20 protein-coding genes are annotated in these 23,688 nt (G+C 62.2%); 8 read left to right on the top strand and 12 right to left on the bottom strand.

Annotated features, from left to right (window positions below):
* Positions 1-11 precede the first annotated feature (11 nt).
* The 5 genes from AB6804_RS04985 (at position 12) to AB6804_RS04965 (ending at position 6,095) form a co-directional block, all read left to right on the top strand.
* Positions 12-524, top strand: coding sequence for a (2Fe-2S)-binding protein (locus AB6804_RS04985; protein WP_370885934.1), 513 nt, complete (start codon positions 12-14; stop codon positions 522-524).
* Positions 517-2,073: an AMP-binding protein gene (locus tag AB6804_RS04980; protein WP_370885492.1), complete on the top strand. Its 1,557-nt coding sequence runs from the start codon at positions 517-519 to the stop codon at positions 2,071-2,073. Before AB6804_RS04985 ends, AB6804_RS04980 begins: the two co-directional genes overlap by 8 nt.
* A gap of 5 nt (positions 2,074-2,078) precedes the next feature.
* Positions 2,079-2,885 (top strand): enoyl-CoA hydratase/isomerase family protein, encoded by an 807-nt coding sequence (locus AB6804_RS04975; protein ID WP_370885491.1) that lies wholly within the window; start codon positions 2,079-2,081, stop codon positions 2,883-2,885.
* Positions 2,886-2,919: 34 nt separating this feature from the next.
* Positions 2,920-4,641, top strand: coding sequence for a GMC family oxidoreductase (locus AB6804_RS04970; protein WP_370885490.1), 1,722 nt, complete (start codon positions 2,920-2,922; stop codon positions 4,639-4,641).
* 77 nt (positions 4,642-4,718) lie between these two features.
* Positions 4,719-6,095 carry an MFS transporter gene (locus tag AB6804_RS04965; protein WP_370885489.1) on the top strand — a complete coding sequence of 459 codons (1,377 nt, stop codon included), beginning with the start codon at positions 4,719-4,721 and terminating at the stop codon, positions 6,093-6,095.
* 6 nt (positions 6,096-6,101) lie between these two features.
* Here AB6804_RS04965 and AB6804_RS04960 read toward each other — a convergent pair whose 3' ends face one another.
* The 3 genes from AB6804_RS04960 to AB6804_RS04950 form a co-directional block, all read right to left on the bottom strand.
* Positions 6,102-7,010, bottom strand: coding sequence for a LysR family transcriptional regulator (locus tag AB6804_RS04960; RefSeq protein ID WP_370885488.1), 909 nt, complete (start codon positions 7,008-7,010; stop codon positions 6,102-6,104).
* A 210-nt stretch (positions 7,011-7,220) separates the two neighbouring features.
* A complete protein-coding gene (locus AB6804_RS04955) occupies positions 7,221-9,608 on the bottom strand; it encodes a phosphocholine-specific phospholipase C (protein ID WP_370885487.1) in 2,388 nt (795 codons plus the stop codon).
* 360 nt (positions 9,609-9,968) lie between these two features.
* Complete coding sequence (locus tag AB6804_RS04950; RefSeq protein ID WP_370885486.1) at positions 9,969-10,868, bottom strand: LysR substrate-binding domain-containing protein; 900 nt, start codon at positions 10,866-10,868, stop codon at positions 9,969-9,971.
* A gap of 109 nt (positions 10,869-10,977) precedes the next feature.
* Between AB6804_RS04950 and AB6804_RS04945 the strand changes: the two genes are divergently transcribed.
* Positions 10,978-11,850, top strand: a complete 873-nt coding sequence (locus AB6804_RS04945; protein ID WP_370885485.1) for an aldo/keto reductase family oxidoreductase — start codon at positions 10,978-10,980, stop codon at positions 11,848-11,850.
* A gap of 113 nt (positions 11,851-11,963) precedes the next feature.
* Here the strand turns inward: AB6804_RS04945 and AB6804_RS04940 are convergent, their stop codons facing one another.
* The 8 genes from AB6804_RS04940 to chrA form a co-directional block, all read right to left on the bottom strand.
* Positions 11,964-13,091 (bottom strand): alanine--glyoxylate aminotransferase family protein, encoded by a 1,128-nt coding sequence (locus tag AB6804_RS04940; protein ID WP_370885933.1) that lies wholly within the window; start codon positions 13,089-13,091, stop codon positions 11,964-11,966.
* Between the two features lie 274 nt (positions 13,092-13,365).
* Positions 13,366-13,611: a hypothetical protein gene (locus AB6804_RS04935; RefSeq protein ID WP_370885484.1), complete on the bottom strand. Its 246-nt coding sequence runs from the start codon at positions 13,609-13,611 to the stop codon at positions 13,366-13,368.
* Between the two features lies 1 nt (position 13,612).
* A complete protein-coding gene (locus AB6804_RS04930) occupies positions 13,613-14,362 on the bottom strand; it encodes an IclR family transcriptional regulator (RefSeq protein WP_370885483.1) in 750 nt (249 codons plus the stop codon).
* 12 nt (positions 14,363-14,374) lie between these two features.
* Entirely contained in the window at positions 14,375-15,127 is a 753-nt protein-coding gene (locus AB6804_RS04925; protein ID WP_035966339.1) for an amino acid ABC transporter ATP-binding protein, read from the bottom strand.
* A complete protein-coding gene (locus tag AB6804_RS04920) occupies positions 15,124-15,768 on the bottom strand; it encodes an amino acid ABC transporter permease (protein WP_370885482.1) in 645 nt (214 codons plus the stop codon). Before AB6804_RS04920 ends, AB6804_RS04925 begins: the two co-directional genes overlap by 4 nt.
* A gap of 11 nt (positions 15,769-15,779) precedes the next feature.
* Positions 15,780-16,496 (bottom strand): amino acid ABC transporter permease, encoded by a 717-nt coding sequence (locus AB6804_RS04915; protein WP_370885481.1) that lies wholly within the window; start codon positions 16,494-16,496, stop codon positions 15,780-15,782.
* Positions 16,497-16,509: 13 nt separating this feature from the next.
* Positions 16,510-17,361 (bottom strand): transporter substrate-binding domain-containing protein, encoded by an 852-nt coding sequence (locus AB6804_RS04910; protein WP_370885480.1) that lies wholly within the window; start codon positions 17,359-17,361, stop codon positions 16,510-16,512.
* A 294-nt stretch (positions 17,362-17,655) separates the two neighbouring features.
* Entirely contained in the window at positions 17,656-18,891 is a 1,236-nt protein-coding gene (chrA, locus tag AB6804_RS04905) for a chromate efflux transporter (RefSeq protein ID WP_370885479.1), read from the bottom strand.
* A gap of 670 nt (positions 18,892-19,561) precedes the next feature.
* Between chrA and AB6804_RS04900 the strand changes: the two genes are divergently transcribed.
* Positions 19,562-21,298, top strand: a complete 1,737-nt coding sequence (locus AB6804_RS04900) for an ATP-binding protein (protein ID WP_370885478.1) — start codon at positions 19,562-19,564, stop codon at positions 21,296-21,298.
* A gap of 118 nt (positions 21,299-21,416) precedes the next feature.
* Here AB6804_RS04900 and AB6804_RS04895 read toward each other — a convergent pair whose 3' ends face one another.
* A complete protein-coding gene (locus AB6804_RS04895; RefSeq protein ID WP_370885477.1) occupies positions 21,417-22,253 on the bottom strand; it encodes a FadR/GntR family transcriptional regulator in 837 nt (278 codons plus the stop codon).
* A gap of 218 nt (positions 22,254-22,471) precedes the next feature.
* Between AB6804_RS04895 and AB6804_RS04890 the strand changes: the two genes are divergently transcribed.
* Positions 22,472-23,680 carry an ABC transporter substrate-binding protein gene (locus tag AB6804_RS04890; protein WP_370885476.1) on the top strand — a complete coding sequence of 403 codons (1,209 nt, stop codon included), beginning with the start codon at positions 22,472-22,474 and terminating at the stop codon, positions 23,678-23,680.
* The last annotated feature ends 8 nt before the right edge of the window (positions 23,681-23,688 follow it).

Here is a 23,688-nt window from a genome sequence, read left to right as displayed (position 1 = left end):
CGGACACCATCATGCGGCGGGACGAACGGCAGCGCATCACGCTGACGCTCAACGGCCGCGAACGCAGCGGCCATTGCGAGCCGCGCGAACTGCTGTCGGATTTCATCCGGCACGAACTGGGCGCGACGGGCACGCACGTCGGCTGCGAGCACGGCGTGTGCGGCGCGTGCACTGTGCACGTGGACGGCGTCGCCGCCCGCTCGTGCCTGATGCTCGCCGTTCAGGCGGACGGACGGCGTATCGATACCGTCGAAGGACTCGCGCCCGACCAGACGCTCGGCGACCTGCAGCAGGCATTCCAGCGGCATCACGCGCTGCAGTGCGGCTTCTGCACGGCCGGCATTCTGATGTCGTGCGCGGACTACCTCCGGCGCGTGCCGGACCCGACCGAGCACCAAGTGCGCGAGATGCTGTCGGGTCATATCTGCCGCTGCACGGGTTACACGCCGATCGTCGCGGCGGTGCTCGACGTGGCGGCGCGCCGCCGCGCCGAAGCAGGCACCAGCGAGGTGGAACATGCTTGATCTAGGCCGCACTTTTCTGCAAAGCGTCGAGCGCAGCCCGAACGCGCTCGCACTCGTCGATGGCGACGTGCAACTGACCTACGCGCAGTGGCATCGCGTGATCCTGAATGTCGCCGAGGGCCTGCGCGAGCTTGGCCTCGAACGCGGCGACCGGCTGCTCGTCGTTTTGCAGAACCGCTGGGAAATGGCGACGCTGCACTGGGCGGGGCAATTCGCGGGCATCGTGATCGTGCCGCTCAACTGGCGCGCGAAGCCGGAGGAACTGGACTATTGCGTGACCGATGCGGGCGTGAAAGCCATCGTGTACGAACCCGTCTGCGCCGATGCCGTGCTGCAAAGCCCCGCCGCGCAGCAGGTGCCGCGCATCGGACTCGACGATGCCCCCGGCCTCTCGATGACCTTCGATGCGCTCATCGTCGAAAGCACAACGGACGAAGCGGCTCCGCAAGCCACCGCCGACGACCTCTCGCTGATCCTCTACACATCCGGCACGACCGGCAAGGGCAAGGGCGTGCCGCGCCGCCACCGGCATGAACGCGCGGGCGCGCTCGCGCATGTCGCGCAGAACCTGTACAGGCGCGGCGAGCGCACGCTCGGCGTGATGCCGCTGTATCACACGATGGGCGTGCGCTCGCTGCTCGCGATGGCGCTCGTCGACGGCCTGTTCGTCTGCGTGCGCCGCTGGAACGCCAAGCTCGCGCTCGATTGCATCTCGAAGCATGCGCTCACGTGCCTCTATCTGGTGCCGACGCTCTATCACGATCTGCTTGCGGACAGCGCGTTTGCGAGCACGGATACGTCATCGGTCCGCAAGCTCGGCTTCGCCGGCGCGCCGATGAACGACGGCCTGCTCAAGCGCCTGAGCGCCGCATTCGAGCCGGAGCTGTTCGTCAATCACTACGGCTCGTCCGAGGTCTACACGTTCAGCATCGACCAGGACGCGACGAAAAAGCCCGGCAGCGCAGGGCGGGCGGGCATCAACACGCGGTTGCGCGTGGTGAAGCTCGACTCCGTTTTGCCCGGCGACATTGCCGCTGTCGGCGAGGAAGGCCAGATCATCGTCGACCTGCAGGGCGACGAGGCGTTCGAAGGCTACTGGAATCGTCCGGACGCGAACGCGAAGTCGTTGCGCGACGGCTGGTACTTCACCGGCGACACCGGCTATTTCGATCGCGACGGCGATCTCTACGTGACCGGCCGCGTCGACGACATGATCATCAGCGGCGGAGAAAACATCTCGCCGGTGGACATCGAATCGGTGCTGTCGCTGCATCCCGCCGTCGATGAAGTCGCGGTCGCGGGCCTCAAGGACGAGCGCTGGGGCCAGCGCGTGGTCGCGTTCATCAAGCGTCGCGAATACGTCGATTCCGGCGCGCTCGATGCGTGGTGCCGCGAGTCCGATCTCGTCAACTTCAAGCGGCCGCGCGACTACGTGTTCGTCGACGATATCCCCAAGTCGCCGGTCGGCAAGATACTGCGCCGCAAGCTGCAGGCCGGCGAATATGCGAGCGAAGACAACGCTCAACCTACAGAGACCAGGAAGGAGTAACCGACATGAGCGATTTGAATCATCGCGGCCAGACGCTGCTGCAGGACCTCGACGGCTTTTCCGTCGAGATCGACGCCAACCGCGAGCGCGCCGACATCGTTCTGCATCGCCCGCCGTTCAACGTCATTTCGATGCACGCACGCGACCAGTTGCGCGCCGCATTCGAGGCGCTCGACGAGGACGATCGCGTGCGCGTGATCGTGGTGCGCGCGAAGGGCGAGCACTTCTCGAGCGGCGGCGACATCAAGGGCTTTCTCGAAGCATCGCCTGAGCATGTGTCGAAGCTCGCGTGGAATATCGCGGCGCCCGCGCGCTGCTCGAAGCCGGTCATCGCGGCCAATCGCGGCTTCTGCTTCGGCGTGGGTTTCGAGTTGTCGCTGGCGTGCGATTTCCGCATCGTCACCGACACGACCTTCTATGCACTGCCGGAGCAGAAGCTCGGCCAGATTCCCGGCTCGGGCGGCTCGGCGCGCTTGCAGTCGATGGTCGGCATCGGCCGGACCAAGGACATCGTGATGCGCTCGCGCCGCATTCCGGGCAAGCAGGCCTACGAATGGGGCATCGCGGTGGATTGCGTGGCGGATGCCGAACTCGAATCGGCGACGGATGCGCTCGTCGACGAATTGCGCGCGTTCTCGCCGCTCGCGCAGCGCACGGCGAAGAAGCTGCTGAACGATTCGGAGGACGCACCGCTTTCCATCGCGATCGAACTGGAAGGGCATTGCTATAGCCGCCTGCGCTCGTCGGACGATTTCCGCGAAGGCGTCGAAGCGTTCCACGGCAAGCGCAAGCCGGCGTTTCGCGGCTCCTGACCATCGCGCGGCGAACAAGGCAAGGAGACAGGCGATGGATCGCTTCGACTACGTGATCGTGGGCGGCGGCTCGGCGGGATGCGTGCTTGCGCATCGGCTGTCGGCCATGCCGTCGGTGCGCGTCGCGCTGATCGAGGCGGGCGCGGATACGCCGCCCGGGGCGGTGCCTGCGGCCATCCTCGACAGCTATCCGATGCCGGTCTTCTGCGGCGACACCTACATCTGGCCCGACCTCAAGGCGAAGGCCACGAAGGACGCCGCGCCGCGCGTCTACGAGCAGGGCCGCGTGATGGGCGGCGGGTCGAGCATCAACGTGCAATCGGCCAATCGCGGCCTGCCGCGCGATTACGACGAGTGGGCCGCAGACGGCGCGCATGGCTGGGCGTGGCGCGACGTGCTGCCTTACTTCCGCAAACTCGAACGCGACGTGAATTTCCCCGGCGGCGAGTTGCACGGCAGCGATGGCCCCGTGCCGATCCGCCGCATCATGCCGGGCGACTGGCCGGAGTTCTGCCATGCGTTCGCGAAGGGCTTGCGCGCCAACGGTTTCGCGGCGCTGCAGGACCAGAACGGCGAGTTCGGCGACGGCTTTTTTCCCGGTGCGTTCTCCAATATCGACGACGCGCGCGTGTCGACGGCCATCGCCTATCTCGACGAAGCTACACGCAAGCGTCCCAACCTCAGCATCCACGCGAACCTGCGTGTCGAACGCATTCTGATGGAGGGCGCGACGGCGCGCGGTGTCGTTGCGATGGCAGCGAACGGCGAGCGCGTGCGTTTCGATGCCGATGAAGTCGTCCTGAGCGCGGGCGCGTTGCAGTCGCCTGCGATGCTGATGCGCGCGGGCATCGGCGATGCGCGCGATCTCGCGGCGATGGACATCGAGTGCGCGGTCGATTTGCCGGGCGTCGGACGCGGTTTGCAGGATCATCCGTCGCTCACGTTCTGTCATTTTCTCGAGCCGCGCTTTCGCATGCCGCTCGCACGCCGCCGCGCAAGCATGATGGCCGCGCGCATGAGTTCGGGCGTCGCGGGCTGCGACGAGTCGGACCTGTATTTGTCGAGCGCGACGCGGGCCGCGTGGCATGCACTCGGCAACCGGCTGGGTCTTTTCTTTCTGTGGTGCAACCGGCCGTACTCGCGCGGCCGCGTGCAGCTCGCTTCGCCCGATGCGGCCGCCGCGCCGCGCGTCGATCTGAATCTGCTCGACGACGAACGCGACCTGCAACGACTCGCCGCCGGCGTGCGGATGCTGGCCCGCGTGGTCGATGCATCGGGACTCGGGCGCAGTCCGCGCGATTTCTTTCCGGCAGCGTTTTCGCCGCGTGTGAAGGCGCTGAGCAAGGTCGGCGAAGGCAACGCGCTGCTGACCTCGATGCTCGGCCTGCTGCTCGATACGCCCGCGCCGCTGCGGCGTTTACTGATCGAACGCTTCTTCACACGCGGCCTGAAGATGGACGCGCTCCTCGCCGACGACCGTGCGCTCGCGGAGTTCATCCGCGCGAACGTGTTCGGCGTGTGGCATGCGAGCGGCACGTGCCGCATGGGCGGCGCGCACGATCGCGACGCCGTCACGGACACTGAAGGGCGCGTGCGGGGCGCACGTGGCCTGCGCGTCGTCGATGCATCGCTGATGCCGAGACTGCCATCGGCCAATACGAACATACCGACCATCATGATCGCCGAGAAGATCGCCGACGCGATGGTTGCGCAACGCAGCGCGAGCGTGGCGTCGCCGCTTGCCGCCACGCACTGACGCCTACCAACGATTTATCAACCTCGACAAGAGCACGCATCCAAACAAGCGTGCCTGCGACACACCAGGAGATGCAAATGTCCGTAGCAGCGCAAGAAGGAGCCGCCGTGCTTCCGGTCAATCAGCGGCAGGTCATGGGTGCAGTGATGGCCTCGTGCCTAGGCTGGGCCCTCGATCTGTTCGACCTGTTCGTATTGTTGTACGTGGCGCCGATTGTCGGGCGTCTGTTCTTCCCGTCCGAGCACGCGATGCTCTCGCTCGCGGCGGTCTATGCGTCGTTTGCCGTGACGCTGCTGATGCGTCCGCTCGGCTCGGCGCTCTTCGGCTCTTATGCGGACCGTCACGGCCGCAAGGGCGCGATGATCGTCGCGGTCGTCGGGGTCGGGCTGTCGACGGCGGCTTTCGGCCTGCTGCCGACGGTCGCGCAGGCCGGGGTCATCGCGCCGATCCTCTTCCTGGTGCTGCGTCTCGTGCAGGGCGTGTTCGTCGGCGGCGTGGTGGCGTCGACGCATACGATCGGCACCGAATCCGTCGCGCCGAAGTATCGCGGCGCGGTGTCGGGGTTGATCGGCGGCGGCGGCGCGGGACTTGGCGCGTTGCTCGCCTCGCTCACGTACCTGGCGATGTCCGCGCTCTTTCCCGGCGATGCATTCGATGTCTGGGGCTGGCGCTGCATGTTCTTCACCGGCATCCTGAGTTCGGTGCTGGGACTCTTCATCTTCAACAGTCTCGAAGAATCGCCGTTGTGGAAGAAGCTCGCCGCTGAAAAAGCGGCGAAGGCCGCGGCGCAGACGAAGGGCGCGAAGGTCGAAGTGGTGCGCTCGCCGATCCGCACGCTGTTTTCACGCGACTATCGCGGCGTGCTGTTCGTCAATCTGTTGCTGACCATCGGCGGCGGCAGCGGCTATTACCTGACCTCGGGCTATCTGCCGACGTTCCTCAAGGTCGTGAGCCATGCACCGAACGGCGCGGCTGCCGCGATCCTGATGATCTGCAGCGTGGCGGTGGTCATCGCATCGGTTGCGGCGGGGCATATCAGCACGTTCATCGGGCGCAAGGGCGCGTTCCTGTGGATCGGCGCCATCCGGCTGATCGCGTTGCCGGGCCTGTTCCTGCTGCTGCCGACGGCGCAAAGCCTCACGATGATCGGTGTCTACGCGGTGCTGCTGTCCGCGCTCGGCAGCGCGGGTTATGCGCCGGTCCTGATCTTCCTGAACGAGCGCTTTCCGACCGCCATCCGGGCGACCGGGACCGGTCTCTCGTGGAACATCGGCTTCGCGATCGGCGGGATGATGCCGACCTTCGTCTCGCTCGTGGCGAAGGACGCGAGCCAGTTGCCGTCGACGCTCGCGATCTTCGTCGGCGCGATCAGCGTCATCTTCCTGGTCGGCGCGTTCGTCGTGCCCGAAACGCTCGGCAAGCTCGACAACGGGGCGGGGCGCAATCCTTCGTAACCAGGTTCATTCCGGTGCGCGCGTGGTCACGCGCCGGATTTCCTCGGTGATGATCGAGATCAGCGCCTGCGCGGCCGATCCGATGGGCCGCTTCGGATGCGTGACCTGAATGATGTGACGCACGATTGGCGGCGACGCGATCGTGTGCACGCGCAACAGGCCATCGTCGACTTTCGGCTGCACGACGACACGCGGCAGGATCGTCGCCACGGCGCTCTGTTCGACGAACTGCACGATGGTGCTCAGAAGATCGATCTCGAACTTCGGCTTGATGACGACGTCGGCGGCCATCAGTGCGGCATCGAGCGCGCCGCGCAGGCCATTGCGGCGCGTGGGCAGCACGAGTTCGAAGTCGAACGGCTGGGTCAGGTCGATCGCATCGGGCAACGCGGGGCCGTGCGCCGCGCTCGTCACCAGCACCATTTCCTCAACGAGCAACGGCTCGACATCGAGCGAAAGCCGGCCACGCGGCTTGTTGATGATCGCGGCATCCAGCCGGCCCGCTTCGACGGCATCGATCAGCTGCGCGCTGAAGCCATCGGCCACGGACACTTCCACTTGCGGAAACAGCGCATCGAAGCGCGCGAGCGATTCGGGCAGCACGCTCTGCGCCTCCGACGACACCATCCCCAGCGACACGCGCCCTGTCACGATGACGTCGCGCCGGCTCAGATGTTCGCGCGCGTGGTCGATGTCGCGCATGATCGGCGTGTACAGGCGGTACATGAGCCGCGCGGCTTCGGTCGGCGCCATGCCGTGCGGTCCGCGCTCGAAGAGCTTTTGGCGAATCTCGGTCTCGATCTTCGCGATTTGCATGCTGAGCGCCGGCTGCGCGATATTCAGCCGCTTTGCTGCACGCGTGACCGTGCCTTCTTCGAACAGGGCGATGAAGTATTGAACCTGCTTCAATTCCATGCGTGACTATCTTCAGAGCTTCGGCCTGAAGATAGTAATCGCACGTGGGGCTGGTTGCATTGGAATCGTCAAAAATCGTCGCTTGCCGGAAGCAGGCGACGCTGTGAGTCGATGCAAAACCGGTTAGTTAAATCGCTGATTGCAAAAGTGCGTCGGCGCGACCGGCACACGCGAGACGCCGGGCAAACACCCGGCGCCTCGCGTCCTGCATCAGAACATGTCGGCCATGCCCATCGCCGGATCGGTCACCGAGTGACGGCCCGTTTCCATTCGACCGGCGATGCGCCGGAAGAAGCTGCGATCCGTGGCGCTGGTAATTTCGAAGTCGTACCAGTAGCCAGTCTGCGCGACGTTCCAGAACAGCGCGACAGGAAGCGCGCCGACCGTGCTTGCCGTCCAGCTGTTGCCCGCGCCGAGCGCGGCATCGCGAGAAAGCGGCGCCGGCGCCGGCCATGCACCGAAGCCCGGCGCGGGGAAGCCGCCAAAGCCGACCGGATTGCGTCCGAAGCCAGGAATCGGCAGACCGGGGAACGCCTGCAGCACACCGTAGACCTTGTTCGACTTCACGGTGAACTGCGCCGGACCCGCGCCATCGTTGCGCAGTTGCAGGTGCAGCGTTCCCGAAAGCAAGCCGTAGCCGACGCGCACTTCGAGATTGACGCCTCGGTGACCCCGCTGCGCGCCAAATTCGCCCTTGAACTCACGATGAAAACCGTTCGGGCCGAGCACCCACAGGTCGTACCTTCCCTGGTCCGACGAAGTGGGCGTCCACACGTCGTCCAGCGTCTTGCCCGGCTCCACCGCATAACGCCTGGGCAAGCGGTCGAGGTGCAACTTGTCGTAGACGTGGAACACGGCGCCCTGGCGGCCGGTATTGGCGAACAGCAGCCGGACGGTGCCGGCGTTTGCATCGACGTGGGCGCTGGCGTGCAGCTCGTAAGGCAGCGCACGCGACGGACGAAAGCCGCTCGCCTGCTTCGGCATGCCCCGATTCGCGTCCGGCACGATCTGTCCGAGCGCTTGCTGCGTGGCGCGCAGCGCATCGGCGTCGGCGTTGCTTCTCTCGCCTGCGATGGTCGGTAGCGGCTCGTTGTTCGGCGACGCGAAATTGAAGGCCGTCGTCAGATCGCCATTGATCAAGCGGCGATACGGCGAGATGTTGCTCTCCTTGATGCCGAAGCGCGCCTCGAGAAAGCGCAGCACCGAGGTGTGGTCGAAGGTCTGCGAATTGACCCAGCCGCCGCGGCTCCACGGCGAGATCACCCATAGCGGCACGCGCGGGCCGGGACCGTAAGGCTTGCCGTCGGGGCCGGCCGGCTGGCTGTTGGGCTGCGCGCCGGTGTCGGCGCGGGTCACGTACGGATGCGTGAAATATTCGGCGCTCAGGTCGGCCGTGTTCAGCGTCGTTTTGCCGGCGTAGGTGCCGTCACCGTTCGGCGACGGGACCGCAGCCGGAGGCACGTGATCGAAGAAGCCATCGTTCTCGTCGAAGTTGACGAGCAGCACGGTCTTGCTCCATACCTCCGGCACGGCGGTCAGCGCATCGAGGAATTGCTGCACGAACCACGCGCCCTGCACCGGGCTGGAAGGCCCCGGATGCTCCGAGTAGACATCGGTCGGCACCACCCACGAGACTTCCGGCAGCCGGCCGTTTTTCACATCGTCGGCGAAGGCCTCGACGAATGTGCCGTTGGTGTTCGGGTCGGTGTCCGTGGTCGGCAGCGTGTTCGCGTAGCCCTTGATGAGCGGCTGCGCCACGGCATCGGCGGGATTGTAGGCCGGCTCGGCGGCCTGCGTCAGCGACGTGTTGACTTGACGCGCCGCCGGCAGCGCCTCGTTCGCCTTGCGATACTGCCTGAAGCCGAGCAGCGGATTGCAGCCGTACGTGTTCTTGATGTTCTGATAGACCTTCCATGTCACGCCAGCATCTTCGAGACGCTCGGCCGTCGTCTTCCAGTCGAAGTACGCGGAAGCCGACGTGGTGACGTCGAAGTCGCCGCTGAAGTTGTTCACGAAGGTCTTGCCATACGCGGGACCATGCGTGCCGGTCGAATGAATGATGCGGTTCGGGTGCGTGCCGCCGAGAAACGCGCAGTGATAGTCGTCGCAGAGCGTGAACGCTTCGGCCAGCGCCCGCTGGAAGGGAATCTCGGCGGCGTCGAAATAGCCCATCGTCTGGTTCTTCTTGGACACCGGCCATGCAGCCATGCGGCCGCCGTCCCACGCGTTTTGCGTGTCGACCCAGCTATGCGGCGTGCCGGCGACACGCTGCGCATTGCCCCTGGTTTCGTCGAGATGATAGGGCAGGTCGACATTGCCGTTGGCGTCGATCTGCTGCGACACGTTGCGGCCGTCCGGCAGCGGGATCGTGAAGCGATCGCCGTAACCGCGCACGCCTTTATAGGTGCCGAAGTAATGGTCGAACGCGCGGTTCTCCATCATCAGGATGACGACGTGCTTCACGTCCTTGATCGTGCCGGTGTCGTAATGCGCCGGAATCGCGAGCGCGCGGCGGATGCTCGGGGGAAACACGCTTAGCGCAGCGGCGGAGAGTCCCGCAGTGGCCGTGCTTTGAAGAAATTTGCGACGGGAGTTCACGGGGCAAGTGCTCCTTCTTTTCTGCTGATCCTCGAAACCTTCGATTGCCTTCACCGCAGCCGATTCTCACGGCGAACCCGGCATGGCTTGTCACGTCGATGCGCTTGCACCGGCCGCACGCCATGCTCGATGTCGCCCGTTTCGAAAGACCGCCTGCCGAGACCCCGCTCGTGGAAGTTCAAAGGACGTGTTGTTTTCTACGCGCGTCATCGGCAGTGCGTCGACTGCCGGTTCCGGCGATTGACGAATATAGGGTGCGGAAATGACGGGACAGTGTCGGTGCGGAAATCGTTTGCGGTGCCTACATGTCGCTTGCGGCGCAGTTGAACGCGCATGGACGACACGTGAGCGCATGCGTAACTACATGCGGTCGTTGTCTCTCAGCCAGTCGATGAATGCGCGCAGCGGCGCGGGCACATGCCGGCGTCCCGGATAGTAGAGAAACGGCCCGGAAAACGGCTGTTTCCAGTCGTCGAGTATCGCGACCAGCGCGCCGCTTTCGACGTGCGGCTGCAACATCTGCTCGAACAGATGGATCACGCCGAGCCCTGCGACCGCCGCATCGATCATCAGGCCCAACGCCGCGCCCGGCCGCACCACGAGACGCGACGGCGGATCGACCCTCACGACTTCGCCGTCGCGCTCGAACTGCCACGCGGGCCGCGCACCGCCCGAGAACTGTCCGCGCACACTGGTGTGCGAGAGCAGATCCCGAGGATGTTCGGGCGTACCGTGCGCACGCAGATAAGCGGGCGATGCGGCGGTCGTGAACTGCTCGATGCGCGGGCCGATCGGCATGGCGATCATGTCCTGTTCCAGCTTGTCGTCGTAGCGTATGCCTGCATCGCAACCGATCGACAGGACATCGACGAACCCATCTTCCACCATCACTTCGACGCGAATGTCGGGATACGCCTGCATGAAGCCCGCGAGCAGTCTCGGCAGCAGCGTACGCGCGGCGCTCGCGGGGACATTGAGCCGGAGCGTGCCGCTCGGCGAGTCGCGATAGCCATTCAGTACATCCAGCGCCGCTTCCATCTCGCCGAACAGCGGCGCCAGCGTTTCGATCAACCGCCGGCCTGCTTCGGTCGGCGACACGCTGCGCGTCGTGCGGTTCAGCAAGCGCAATCCCAGCTTCGTTTCGAGCCTGCGCACGGCAATCGAAAGACTCGAGGCCGATACCCCGTTCGTGCGCGCCGCGTCGCGGAAGCCGCCTGCGCGGGCGACGGAGACAAAGGCAGCGAGATCGTTCAATTGCACTTTCGGACCGTTTTGTTTATTGAACAACCCGTGCAACTTAGCCCCATTTATTCAACGCCGCAAGCTGGAGATAATGAGCGCCATCGAAACAGTCACCGGGAGCCATGCAATGAAATCGACTTATGAGTTTGCGGGACGCGAAGTGAATCGAATGGGTTATGGCGCGATGCAACTTGCGGGACCGGGCGTATTCGGTCCGCCGAAAGATCGCGCTGCGGCCGTCGCAGTGTTGAGGGAAGCCGTTGCAGCGGGTGTGAATCACATCGATACGAGCGATTTCTACGGCCCGCACGTCACCAATCAGATCATCCGCGAGGCGCTGCATCCGTATCCGTCGAATCTGACGATCGTGACCAAGGTCGGCGCGATGCGCGACGACCAGGGCGGCTGGCTGCCCGCGTTCGAACCAGAAGACCTGCGTCGCGGCGTCGAAGACAACCTTCGCAACCTCGGCGTCGATGCCATCGACGTGGTCAATCTGCGCATCATGGGCGACATTCACAGGCCGACGGAAGGCTCCATCGAGCCGCAGATGCACGCGCTTGCCAGCATGCGGGAGGAGGGCAAGATCCGGCACATTGGCTTGTCGAACGCGACGTCGATGCAAGTGCGCGACGCACGAAAGATCGCGCCGATTGTTTGCGTGCAGAACCACTACAACCTCGTGAATCGCGATGACGACGCACTCATCGACGAACTCGCGCGCGAACAGATCGCCTATGTGCCGTTCTTTCCGCTCGGCGGGTTCTCGCCGATTCAATCGGATGCGCTGTCGCAGATTGCGGCGCGTTTGAATGCAAGCGCGATGCAGGTCGCGCTTGCGTGGCTGCTGCATCGATCGCCGAACATTCTGCTCATTCCGGGCACGTCGTCAGTCACGCATTTGCGCGAGAATATGAAGGCCGCGGATATCGTGTTGAGCGATGAGGTGTTGAAGGAACTCGATGCGATCAGTGGTGGCGTTTCGCGGGCGGGTCACTAGCAGCGGCGTGCGAGGCGCTCGTTGCCGGGCTTCACGGCCATAAAGCGTTGCGAATCCGGTTGCGGCGGGCGAGCGGCCGTCGAACGACGGCCGTCCGCATCCGCGAGACGCTTCTACCGAATGCTTTCCAGCGCCTTTGCGAACCTCGCCAGTGTGCCGTCGATATCGTTGAGCTTGTCCAAGCCGAACAGACCGACACGGAACGTCTTGAAGTCCGCCGGCTCGTCGCACTGAAGCGGAACGCCCGCGGCGATCTGCACGCCGGCATCGGCGAATTTCTTGCCGGATCGAATGCCATCATCGACCGTGTAGCAGACCACCACGCCCGGCGCTTCGAAACCTTCCGCTGCTACGCTCTTGAAGCCGTGCTCAGCCAGAAGCGAGCGAATGCGATTTCCGAGTTCGAATTGTTCCGCCTTCACTTTCTCGAAGCCGTATGTCCCGGTTTCCTCGATCGCGTCGCGAAGTCTTGCAAGACTGTCCGTGGGCATCGTCGCATGATAGGCGAACCCGTTGTTCTCGTAGGCCTCCATGATCTGCAGCCATTTGCGCAGATCACAGGCGAAGCTGGAACTCGTGGTTGCGTCGATTCTCTCGCGGGCGAGGGCGCTCAGCATGACCAGGCCGCAGCAAGGCGATGCGCTCCATCCCTTTTGCGGCGCGCTGAGCAGCACGTCGATGCCGCTCGCTTCCATATCGACCCAGATCGCGCCGGACGCGATGCAATCCAGCACGAACATCCCGCCGACAGAGTGAACCGCGTCGGACACAGCGCGCAGATACGAATCGGGTAACAGTATTCCGGACGCGGTCTCGACGTGCGGCGCGAAGACGAGATCCGGCTTGTTTTCCTTGATGGCTGCGACGACTTCTTCCAACGGCGGCGGTGCGTAAGCGGCCTGTGTGCCTTCTTCGACCGGGCGCGCTTTCAATACCGTCGATTCAGACGGGATGCCGCCCATGTCGAAAATCTGCGACCAGCGGAAACTGAACCAGCCATTGCGGATGACGAGACACTTCTTGTTTGTCGCGAACTGACGCGCAACGGCTTCCATGCCGAACGTTCCGCTGCCCGGCACGATCACGACAGACCTGGCGTTGTAGACCTTCTTCAGGGAAGCGGACAAGTCGCGCATGACGCCCTGGAAAAGCTGCGACATGTGGTTGATCGATCGGTCGGTGAAGACGACCGAATATTCGAGAAGTCCATCTGGGTCAACATCAGGGATTAACGCTGGCACGGTGGCCTCCTTTGACAGATGAATATAGGTATCTAACACAGATTCTAACGATAGGCGGGCGCGAGGGTGGTGGAGGGATGCTGTCGTCGGCGCTTCGGGCATTGAGAGAGCCGACGAATTGGCGAGTTTCGTCGAAGGGCGTTGAGGATGATTTAGCCGCAGGCTTCGTGCCGCGACGGGCGCAACCGCGAATAATCAGCGTTCTCAACGGCGGGAATGACATCCCGCTGAGGGAGGAATCGAATCTGCAGAGCTTGGACTGCCCAGAGCGACTTCAACAATTTCCCTCATCTCGCGAAGTTTCCCTGCGGGCGAGAGTCGCGCGCTCTTCATGATCCGATCCGGCGGCTTCATGCAGAACGTCCGCATCAGATGTCCGCGCCGCGACAATACCTTCGCACGCCAATCCCGCGAGCGAACGCGTGTAATAGGCCACCGCCTTGCGCAGGATATCGTTCACTTCCCTGAGCGCCGCGTTTTCCTGTTCCAACTCGTCGATACGCCGAAGCTGTGTATCCATGTCAGCGATGCGAAAGCGCCTGCGCCGATTGCAGCAGATCGTCTAGCATCGACTGGCGGCGTTCGGGATTCGTGTCGCGGCCCGTCATGAAGCAGAGCGCGGCGAGCGGCATCCCCGCGCGGTCGCAAACGGGCGCCGCCATGCAGAGCCGGAACGCGTTGGACAGGCCTTCCGTGCAGCAATAGCCAAGCTCTCTCGCATTGTGCACGTCGCGCATGAATTCATCGAAATCAATGCGCACGCCGTTATCGAGCACGAAGTCATCGGGGGGAATCAGGGCGCGGATGGCATCGGCATTCAGATGGCCGAGCAGCAGACGCCCGGTCGCGGTCCACGGAATCGGCACACGCACACCGATATCTGAACTGATATTAAAAGGCCGCGCACTGTTCTCCGATAACACCACCGTGTACTTGTTCCCTTCGAGCATGCACAACTGCGTGGTCTCGTCGTATTTGCGCACGAGGGCGAGAATCGACTGATGCGCGCGGCTGATGAGGTCGTTGTGCGTCGCATAGTCGGAGCCGTAATAATGCATCTCGCGCCCGAAGAACACGCTGCCATCCGCCGATGTCTCGAGCCAGCCCACTTCGGCGAGAATGGCGACGAGCTCGTAGATGCTCGAACGCGGCGCACCGGTCGCCTCGATCAGTTCGCGCATCGTCATGGGCCGCCGCGCGATATGCAGCTTCCTGAAGATATCGATGACACGGTCTACTCCTCGCGCGCGCGACGTCTCTGGAACCGCCATTCGTCGATTCCTTCAGTGGTCCAGCACGCGGCTTAGAAACTGCCGCGTGCGTTCGTTAGATGGACTAACGAAGATTTGTTCCGGATCGCCTTGCTCCGCGATCACGCCCTTGTCCATGAACACGACGCGATCAGCCGTCTTGCGCGCAAAGCCCATTTCGTGCGTGACGACGACCATCGTCATGCCGTCGCGTGCGAGGCCGCGCATGACTTCCGTCACTTCGCCGACGAGTTCGGGATCGAGTGCGGACGTGGCTTCGTCGAAGAACATGATGCCCGGCTCGACCGCGAGTGCGCGCGCAATCGCAACGCGCTGCTGCTGTCCGCCCGACAACTGACTCGGGTAGTGCGATGCGCGATCCGCAAGCCCCACGCGGTCGAGCGTTTCCATCGCGCGCTTGCGGGCATCGCCGGGCGACATGCCGCGCGCCTTGATGAGCGCGAGCGTCACATTGCCGAGGGCGGTTTTATGCGGGAACAAGTTGAACTGCTGAAACACCATGCCGACGTGGCCGCGAATCTCGCGTGCACGTTTTGGATCGTGCAAGGGCACTTTGTTGACCCACACTTCTCCGGAGTCGGTCGTCTCGAGTCCGGCCATGATGCGCAGCACCGTGCTCTTGCCGGAACCCGACGCGCCGATCAGCACGAGCACTTCGCCCGCGCGCACATGGAGATTGATTTCGTTGAGCACGCGCGTCGCGCCGAACGCCTTGCTTACGCCCGATAGCGAAATCACGGGCTCGTTCTGTATCGAATCGCTCACGCAAGTCTCCTGCGGTCATGGTGGCGCACCCATTGCGAAAGCGGGAAGCACACGACGAAATAAATAATCGCGACGAGTCCGTAGATCTCCACCGGCTTGCCGATGCGATCCACGATCGCCTGGCCGCCGTGCATCAGTTCGGACATGCCGATCATGCTGACGATCGACGTATCCTTGATGAGCGACAGATACTGCCCGACGATCGGCGGCAACACGATGCGCCCCGTCTGCGGCAGCACGACGAAGGCAAAGGCCTGCATGCGGGAAAGGCCGAGAATCTGCGAGACTTCCCACTGTCCTTTCGGCACGGACTCGATGCCCGAGCGAAACACTTCGGCGATATACGCGCCTTGATAGACGCTCAGGCCGATCACACCGGCGGCGAAGACATCGATTGCATAGCCAAAGTAAGAGACGCCGAAGTAGATGAACATCAGCGTGATGAGCACGGGCGTGCCGCGAAACAACTCTGTATAGAGTTTCGCGATGCGGTCAGTGCCCCACGGCCCGAAGGATCGCAACACGGCGGCGAAGAGGCCAATGAGCGTGCTGCCGACGATCGCCGCTACCGATAAAAGCAGCGTCGTCACGAGCCCTTGCAGCAGGACTGACAAACTGGTTCTCAGCAGTTCGAGTGACATGATTCAGACCCTCATGCACGATTGGCGCGACGCAGCGTGAATCCGCCGAAGCGCGCGCGCGGCCTCACGATCAGCGGCGGATGAAACATGCGTGCGCCGAGTTCGCTCGCGATCCACGACAGCACATTGCTCAGCACCAGATACGCCACGAGCACGACCGCGAACGTCTGGATATAAAGGAGCGTGCGCGAATTGATGACGGTCGCGGTGCCGGTAAGTTCGGGCAAGGCAATGGCCGACAGCAGCGACGTGCCGAGCAACAACTGAATCAGATAATTGACGATGGCCGGATACACCGCGCGTGCTGCCTGCGGCAACACGATCTCCGTAAAGATCTGCCCGCGCTCCAGACCGAGAATGCCCGCTGCCTCGAGTTGTCCGCGCGGCACCGATTGAATGCCTGCGCGAAACACTTCCGACAGATACGCGCCCACGTTCAGGCCCAGCGCGATGACGCCGGCCCAGTAAGCATCGAGCGCGATTCCCATCGACGGCAGGCCGAAGAACACGATGAATATCTGCAGCAGTACCGGCGTATTGCGTATGACCTCGACGTAAGCACGGGCGATGAACCGCACGATGGCCGAGGGCGACATGCTGGCGAGCGCCGCGATCAACCCGAGCACCAGCGCGAGTACGAACGACAGCAGCGTGACTTGCAAGGTCAGCCAGCCGGCCTTCAGGAACTCGGGCACGTAGCCCCATAAAGTCAGCCATTGATAGCTCATCTGCGCCTCCGCTTCAGGACTGCGGATTGAGCGGATATCTCGGGTCGACGCCGAACCACTTCTTGTACAACTGCGCATTCAGCTTCGACGCGTTAATGTTGAACAGGAACAGGTTCAGGTAATTGAGCCACACCTGATCGCCCGCTTTCACGCCGAACGCGTTGTACTCGAGCGGCACGAGCGCCTCGTTGGTGACGGTCAGTTCCGGATCGAGCTTCGCCTGATATGCAAGGAAGTTGTTGTCTTCGATCATCGCATCGGCCTGGCCTTGCTTGACGGCGAGAATGGCCGCTTGCGAACTGTCGTATTCCTGAATCTTTACGGAGATACCCATCGAACGGACTTCGTCGCCATTGGTCGAGCCTTTCACCGTTGCGATGGTGCGCCCGCTCATGTCCTTCGCCGACTGGATGCCGCTGCTTTTCTTCACGAGCATCGCTTCGCTGGCCACTACGTACGGCGACGTGAATTCGACGACCTTCGCGCGTTCGAGATTGCGCGTGAAGTTGCAGAACACGACATCGACCTTGGCGGTTTGCAGGTTCGGGATGCGGTTTGCGCTCGTCGTGTTGACGACTTCGAGCTTCACGCCCATTTGCTTCGCGAGTTCTTTGGCGAGGTCGACGTCATAGCCGTCCGGTTTGCCGTCTTTGTCGTAGAAGCCGAACGGGGCGAACGTGAGGCAGTCGCCTACACGCAGCGTGCCGCGCTGAAGCACGGCTTGTAGCGTCGATGCAGGCGCCGCTGCCGCTGAATTCTGTTCGGGCGTCGACACCTTCGTACAGGCGGAGAGCGCGAGCAATCCGCTCATCGCGGTCATGGCTAACAACAAGGCGGCCTTGGCGCCCTTGGTGGCGAGCTTCATGTTCGGATCCTGTTTTGAGTGAGTTGAGCCGAGCGGGTCGGTTGCGGAGCGGCGTGTGTGCGAGTGAAGCCGTGCGTCGCAACATCGGACTGTCCGGTATATCGGACAGTTATCCGGAGAATCGGATTCAGGCCAAGTGTTGGGCGTAAAAAAAGGCCGCGCAAGCGGCCACAACCCGGATTGATTCGATGTTTTTGATGAGATAGCGGATGCGTTGCATGGGTTTCTCTCTCATCGGCTTAAAACCATTCCTGTCGCGTCGTGCTTTTGCGAACGCCTGGAGATGCGGACAAGCTACTTCAGCACGGCTTCTATAACGCCAGCCAATGCGCAAATGATGACGACCACAAGCGGCGGCATCTTCCAGCGCGTCAACAATAAAAGGCCAATGGTTGCGATGGCGAAGTCGATCCCGGAGTGAATTGCGCTCGTCCAGACAGGGGAATAAAACGCTGCCGCCAGCAGTCCGACGACCGCCGCGTTCACGCCAGAAAGAACAGCCGACATCGACGGACGCGCTCGAAGCGCTTGCCAGTAAGGCAGCGTGGCAAGAACGAGCAACAGCCCCGGCAGAAAGATGCCTACCGTGGCAAGCAGTGCCCCGGCCCAGTGATTCGGTGTTTCCGCCATCATCCAGCCAAGAAATGCGGCGAATGTAAAGAGCGGGCCGGGGACTGCTTGCGCTGCGCCATAACCCGCGAGAAAGTCATTCGACGATACCCATCCTGTGGCGACGGTCTCCTGCTGCAAGAGCGGCAGAACGACATGACCGCCACCGAAGACGAGCGCGCCCGAGCGATAGAAGCCTTCGAAAACGCGGATGGCACGGCCTGCGCCCAGGTTCGCCAGCACCGGAAGCCCGAAGAGCAGTACGCAGAACAGCAGCAGCGCCACGGCTCCGGCTGCGTGCGAGACGCGGAATTCGTGAGCGTATTGCCTTCCTCCGAGCTCGCCGTCCGATGCCGTGGTCCGGCAAAAAACGAATCCGGCTACCGCACCGAAAGCGATCACGATGAGTTGTGCATACACGGTCGTCAGGACACTGAGGGCAGCGAGCGCGGCAAGGGCGATAGAGGCGCGGCGGCGATCGGGGCAGAGGCGCCGGGCCATGTCCCACACGGCTTGCGCCACGACCGCGACGGCAACGAGCTTCAGGCCATGAATCAAACCCTGCCCGATGGCCCCGTCGAGGCGCGGTGCAATGGCCGCGAAAGCCAGCATCAGTAACACAGAGGGCAGTGTGAAGCCGCACCAGGCGGCGAGTCCACCGAGCCACCCGCCCCTAAGCAGGCCGATCGAAAATCCAAGCTGGCTGCTGGCTGGTCCCGGAAGAAACTGACATAGGCCGACGAGGTCGGTGAACGTCTCGTCATCAAGCCATCGACGACGCTCGACGAACTCGCGGCGAAAGTAACCAATGTGAGCGATGGGGCCGCCGAAACACGTCAATCCCAGCCTGAGAAAGACTGCAAGCACTTGCGGTGCAGTACTGCTTTTGGCCGGGGTCGATGGTGTCATGCCAGTTTCCATGAATCCTTGAGTTCTCTAATTACGGCTTGCCGCGCGTCATCATTCGTCATTGGGCCGTCTCAGAAGCGTTCTTTCCGTAGCGTCGCACCGGTCGACAGTACGATAACCGCGACTAGCGACATTCGCTGACCATAAAGCTCAAGAATTTTACCGGCGCAGGCGAGAGCCTGCGGTGCCACATGAATGGTCCAAGACGCGAGGCCGTTTCTTGATCGGAGCCGACGTCTATGCGTGCAGGCATCGGCGTATCTGAACGTCGCTCAGTAGTTAGCGGTCTCGCAATCACAAATCTGTCAGCGAAAGTCGCGTCCCTTGGGCGAACGCAACGGCTCGTGTCAGTTCGTGTTAGCCTGCACGATTGCAATTGACCTATGCATCCATGGACTTGCCTGTCTGGTTCGGCAACGTAAGCAGCGTAGCGCGACATCTGCATAGCATCGAGTGGGACCAGACTCCCGTGGGTCCAATTGAGCAATGGGATGCCTGCTTACAGGCGTCGGTCGCGAGCTGTCTCTGCTGCGCGTTTCCCTCTTGCGTGTTGTGGGGCCCGGACCTGACGGTTATCCCTAACCAGGCACTATGCGATCGGCTCGACATTGATGCCGCAGTAGCCTGCAGGCAGCCCTCTGCGCGTGTCTGGGGCGACGCTTGGAACGCTGTCCGACCAGCGGTGGAACAGGCTTTGAAGCAGCGCAGCCTCGTTCGCTCACCCAATATTCAGTTCCGAGTCGCGGACGCCGGTACAGGAAGCGAAACCTATTTCGCGCTGTCGTGCAGTCCTGTCTACAACAGCGATGGGCAGGTCGCCGGTGTCTTCTGCATCTTCAACGAAACCACGGAAATCGTTTTAGCCCTTCAGCACGTCGCGCGTGAGCAAATGGCGATGCAAACCGCACGGCGTCTCGACGAGGGTCGGCTGCAGACGATCATCGACCAATTGCCAGCGGGTGTCGGCCTTACCGACGCGAGCGGCCAATGGACGCTCAGCAACGCACTGATGAGGAGATACATCCCGACGGCTCTCCCGTCGACGCTTCCGGAACGAGCGGCGCTGTGGCAAGGATGGGACGCGCACGGGGCACTTATCCCATCGCACGACTGGCCCGGCGCACGAGCGCTGCGCGGTGAAACGGTGCTGCCGGGGCAGGAAATGCTTTACACCGGCGTTTCGGGACACCGCGTCTGGATGCGAGTGAGCGTAGCCCCGCTGCGCGACGAAGCTGGCAACGTGATCGGCACCTGCTCGATCGTTCAGGACATCAGCGACTTGAAGGACGCTGAGCAAGCGCTGAAGGAAGCAGATCATCGCAAGAATGAGTTTCTTGCTGTGCTGGCACACGAGCTTCGAAACCCGTTGGCGCCGATACGAAACGGCCTCAATATCCTCGAACATACAGTCGACGTCGAAACGCGTGCACGCGTTCATCGTATGTTCAATCGCCAGATGTCTCACATCGTGCGGCTTGTCGACGATTTGCTCGAAGTTTCTCGTATCACGAGTGGCAAAATCGAGCTGCGCAAGGAAAATTTAAATCTCTCTGCAATTCTGTCAACCGCTGTAGAGACGAGCCGGCCAGTCATCGACACAGGTCAGCACCGGCTTACGATCAGCTTTTCAGCCGAACCGTTGACCGTTTTCGGTGATCCGGTACGGCTCACACAGATCTTCGCCAATCTGCTGAACAACGCGGCTAAGTACACTAATGCTGGCGGCCATATTGAACTCACGGCCATGCAAGACGATAAGGATGCGGTTGTCACCGTCCGCGATAACGGTATTGGCATTACCGCAGGCATGCTGCCACGAATCTTCGACATGTTCAGCCAGGAAGAGAACTTCCGTCAACGCGCCCAAGGCGGTCTGGGCATCGGACTGACTCTCGTTCGTAGCCTCGTTCACCTGCATGGCGGTACTGTCTTAGCCCACAGCGATGGCCTGGGCCGAGGTAGTGAATTTGCAGTCCGCCTACCCCTCACAGATGCACCCACCGACACCCAAGGGTTTGATCCGGACAACGACCCGTTTAGCCGGAAGTCACTTGCGGGCAAGAGACTACTTATCGTTGACGACAACGTCGATGCGGCGGACAGCCTTGCCATTCTGCTGGACATGTTGGGTGCCGAGACACGAACCGCCCACGGTGGACTCGCTGCGCTGGACGCATTGAAGACGATGCCAGTCGATGCCGTCCTGATGGATGTGGGCATGCCCGATATGGATGGCTACGAGCTCGCACGACGCATCCGTGCCAACGAGGCTTTCGGCGCCGCAACTCTGATTGCCATTACCGGCTGGGGTCAGGAAGAAGATCAACGAAAATCGCGCGACGCAGGGATCGATCGCCACCTTGTCAAGCCAGTTAATATCGATCTGCTGCTGAAAGCGTTGACCGCCAAGGGAAATTGACGCGGGGCTCCGTTCTGACCATACGTCGCGACGTGGAGCGTGGCATCAGCCGGACATCAATTCCGACACGGCCATTGAAAACGTGGCAATAACGTTTCAGCCGGGTCCCGTCCGCGAATCAATCCCCACGTCCACTCGCACGCTTCCGTATCTCGGAGTCAAGAATCAGCCGCCCGCGCAACTTGCCTTTCATGCGCTTCACATAGCGCGGCGCCTCGGTCATATGAATCACCATTAGTTCGCGCACCTTATCCGCATCCCGCGCCCGCGCTGCTTCAGTAATTGCCTTATGGATCTTCACGTTCGCGCGGCCAAAACGTTCGTGTTCCGCCTGCGGCGTATCGTTCCTGAACTCGATCAACTGCCGGATCATCTCGTTGATCAACTCACACGTAAAACGAAGAAAAGGATTGGGATTCGCCGCAGCCAGAATATCGTGGAAGTTCACATCTTCCTGACGTTGCCGCACGATGTCCCGATTCGCATGCGCCGCTGCCGGTTCGTCGCAACACGCGATGTTCGCTTCCAGCGCCGTGAAATCGTCGTCGGTGAGATGCGGCACCGCACCCGCCGCGAGTTCGGGCTCGAGCAACTGACGCACCGTGTAAATGTCGTCGATGGTCACGTCCTTGAAGAACAAATAGTTCTGCAAGAGCTGCAAGGTGCGGGCAAGCGGCACTTCGACAATCGTGCCGCCGCCCGAGGGTCCGGTCGTCACCTTGATGAGCCCTTGCACTTCCAATGACTTCAGCGCCTCGCGCGTCGTGCTCTTGCTGACGGAAAAGAGCTGCTGCAATTCGACCTCACGGGGCAACTTGTCGCCGGGCTTCAGGTCCTTCTCCGTGATGAGCCGCTTGATCTCCTCGGCCACCAGATCGGCGCGCTTCGGCTGCTTGATCGGCTGCTGCGCGATCTGGACTGCCGCGCCGGCGCGCTTCGCACGCTCCATCACCATGTCGATGCTCCCTGTCTCTATCTGTCTGCTTTCGTCTTGCGGACACTGGCGAATCCGCAGACTGGAATATTGCCTTATTGACACCCGAATTTATTGTTCCTAGCATCAGGTTCATTCTATTTATCATGATAAATAGAATGAACCGGGCCGAGGCTCGAACGTACCACGAAAAATAACGCCGGGCGGCTGCGCGGGTCATCTTCTCAAGGAGCGTCAATTTGAATCGCCGAAACATGTTGAAGCTGGCCGCGCTGTCGGCCATTCCCGGATCGTTCGAGGCGCTCGTCGCAAAAAGCGCCTTTGCGCAAGGCTCGCCGATCCAGTTCGCGTGCCCGGTCCCGATGTCCGGTCCGTTCGCGGCCAACGGCAAGTATGCCGACCTGGGCATGAAGCTCGTCATCGAACAGTACGGCAAGGTGCTCGGGCAACCGCTCGCTTATACGACGCTCGATACCGAGGGAAAACCCGCAACCGCCGTGCGGCGCGTGCAGGAAATCGCGCAGCAAAAGAACGCGCGCTATTTCGCGGGCGGCATTCTTTCGTCGGAAGCGCTTGCAATGGGCAAGGAAGCGGAGAAGGCCGACGGCATCTTCATCACGACGGCAGGCGCCGACGAGCTCACCGGCAAGGACTGCAATAGCGCGACCTTCCGCTGGTCGGTGCCGACCTTTGGCGCCATCGAGCAGACCGTGAGGCCGCTGGTCGAATCGATGCCCAAAGCGAAGCGCTGGTACACGATCACGCCGCAATACGTGTTCGGGGACGGACTTCTGTCCGCGGCGAAGAACATCTTCAAAGAGAAGGGCATCGAACATGTGGGCAACAGCTATCACTCGCTCAATGAAAAAGAGTTCAGCGGTTACCTGACCAATGCGGTCGCTGCGAAGCCGGATGTGCTGCTCATCCTCAACTTCGGTTCGCAATCTTCGGACACCTTGCGTCAGGCCGTGAGCTTCGGCATGAAGAACAATTGCACGATCCTGATGGCATGGGCATCGGGTTTGGAGCAGTTCGAGGCGCTCGGTCCGGATATCTGCGAAGGCGTGTACTTCGGCGCACAGTACTGGCATGCGATCGATACGCCGCTCAATCACGATCTCGTGAAGCGCGTCAACGCCGTTTATAAATCGAACCCCAACTACAGTCTCGCGGGCTCGTACATCTGCACGAAGATTCTTCTCGATGGCATCGTGAAGGCGGGCACCGCCGATCCGAAGAAAGTCATCGCCGCGCTCCAGGGCATGAAGTACGCGGGCCTGACCGGTCCCGAAGAGATTCGCGCGGGCGATCATCAGGTGCTAAAGAATTACTACCTGTTGAAGGGCAAGCCCAAGAGCAAGATGAAAGACAAGGACGATTACGCCGATATCGTGAGCTCGGGTCAATCGTTTTTGCCGCTCGACAAGACGCAGTGCAAGCTGGCCTAAGCGCCTGA

It is taken from the genome of Caballeronia sp. RCC_10 (assembly GCF_041360715.1).
GTDB lineage: Bacteria > Pseudomonadota > Gammaproteobacteria > Burkholderiales > Burkholderiaceae > Caballeronia > Caballeronia grimmiae.
The sequence above is the reverse complement of the archived record's forward strand: the minus strand, read 5'-3'. Positions and strand labels throughout refer to the sequence as shown.

Bases quoted from the DNA above. Each gene is read 5' to 3' on its own strand.
- AB6804_RS04985 (WP_370885934.1), top strand. From the start codon at position 12: ATGCGGCGGGACGAACGGCAGCGCATCACGCTGACGCTCAACGGCCGC.
- AB6804_RS04980 (WP_370885492.1), top strand. From the start codon at position 517: ATGCTTGATCTAGGCCGCACTTTTCTGCAAAGCGTCGAGCGCAGCCCG.
- AB6804_RS04975 (WP_370885491.1), top strand. From the start codon at position 2,079: ATGAGCGATTTGAATCATCGCGGCCAGACGCTGCTGCAGGACCTCGAC.
- AB6804_RS04970 (WP_370885490.1), top strand. From the start codon at position 2,920: ATGGATCGCTTCGACTACGTGATCGTGGGCGGCGGCTCGGCGGGATGC.
- AB6804_RS04965 (WP_370885489.1), top strand. From the start codon at position 4,719: ATGTCCGTAGCAGCGCAAGAAGGAGCCGCCGTGCTTCCGGTCAATCAG.
- AB6804_RS04960 (WP_370885488.1), bottom strand. From the start codon at position 7,010: ATGGAATTGAAGCAGGTTCAATACTTCATCGCCCTGTTCGAAGAAGGC.
- AB6804_RS04945 (WP_370885485.1), top strand. From the start codon at position 10,978: ATGAAATCGACTTATGAGTTTGCGGGACGCGAAGTGAATCGAATGGGT.
- AB6804_RS04935 (WP_370885484.1), bottom strand. From the start codon at position 13,611: ATGGATACACAGCTTCGGCGTATCGACGAGTTGGAACAGGAAAACGCG.
- AB6804_RS04930 (WP_370885483.1), bottom strand. From the start codon at position 14,362: ATGGCGGTTCCAGAGACGTCGCGCGCGCGAGGAGTAGACCGTGTCATC.
- AB6804_RS04920 (WP_370885482.1), bottom strand. From the start codon at position 15,768: ATGTCACTCGAACTGCTGAGAACCAGTTTGTCAGTCCTGCTGCAAGGG.
- AB6804_RS04915 (WP_370885481.1), bottom strand. From the start codon at position 16,496: ATGAGCTATCAATGGCTGACTTTATGGGGCTACGTGCCCGAGTTCCTG.
- AB6804_RS04910 (WP_370885480.1), bottom strand. From the start codon at position 17,361: ATGAAGCTCGCCACCAAGGGCGCCAAGGCCGCCTTGTTGTTAGCCATG.
- chrA (WP_370885479.1), bottom strand. From the start codon at position 18,891: ATGGAAACTGGCATGACACCATCGACCCCGGCCAAAAGCAGTACTGCA.
- AB6804_RS04895 (WP_370885477.1), bottom strand. From the start codon at position 22,253: ATGGTGATGGAGCGTGCGAAGCGCGCCGGCGCGGCAGTCCAGATCGCG.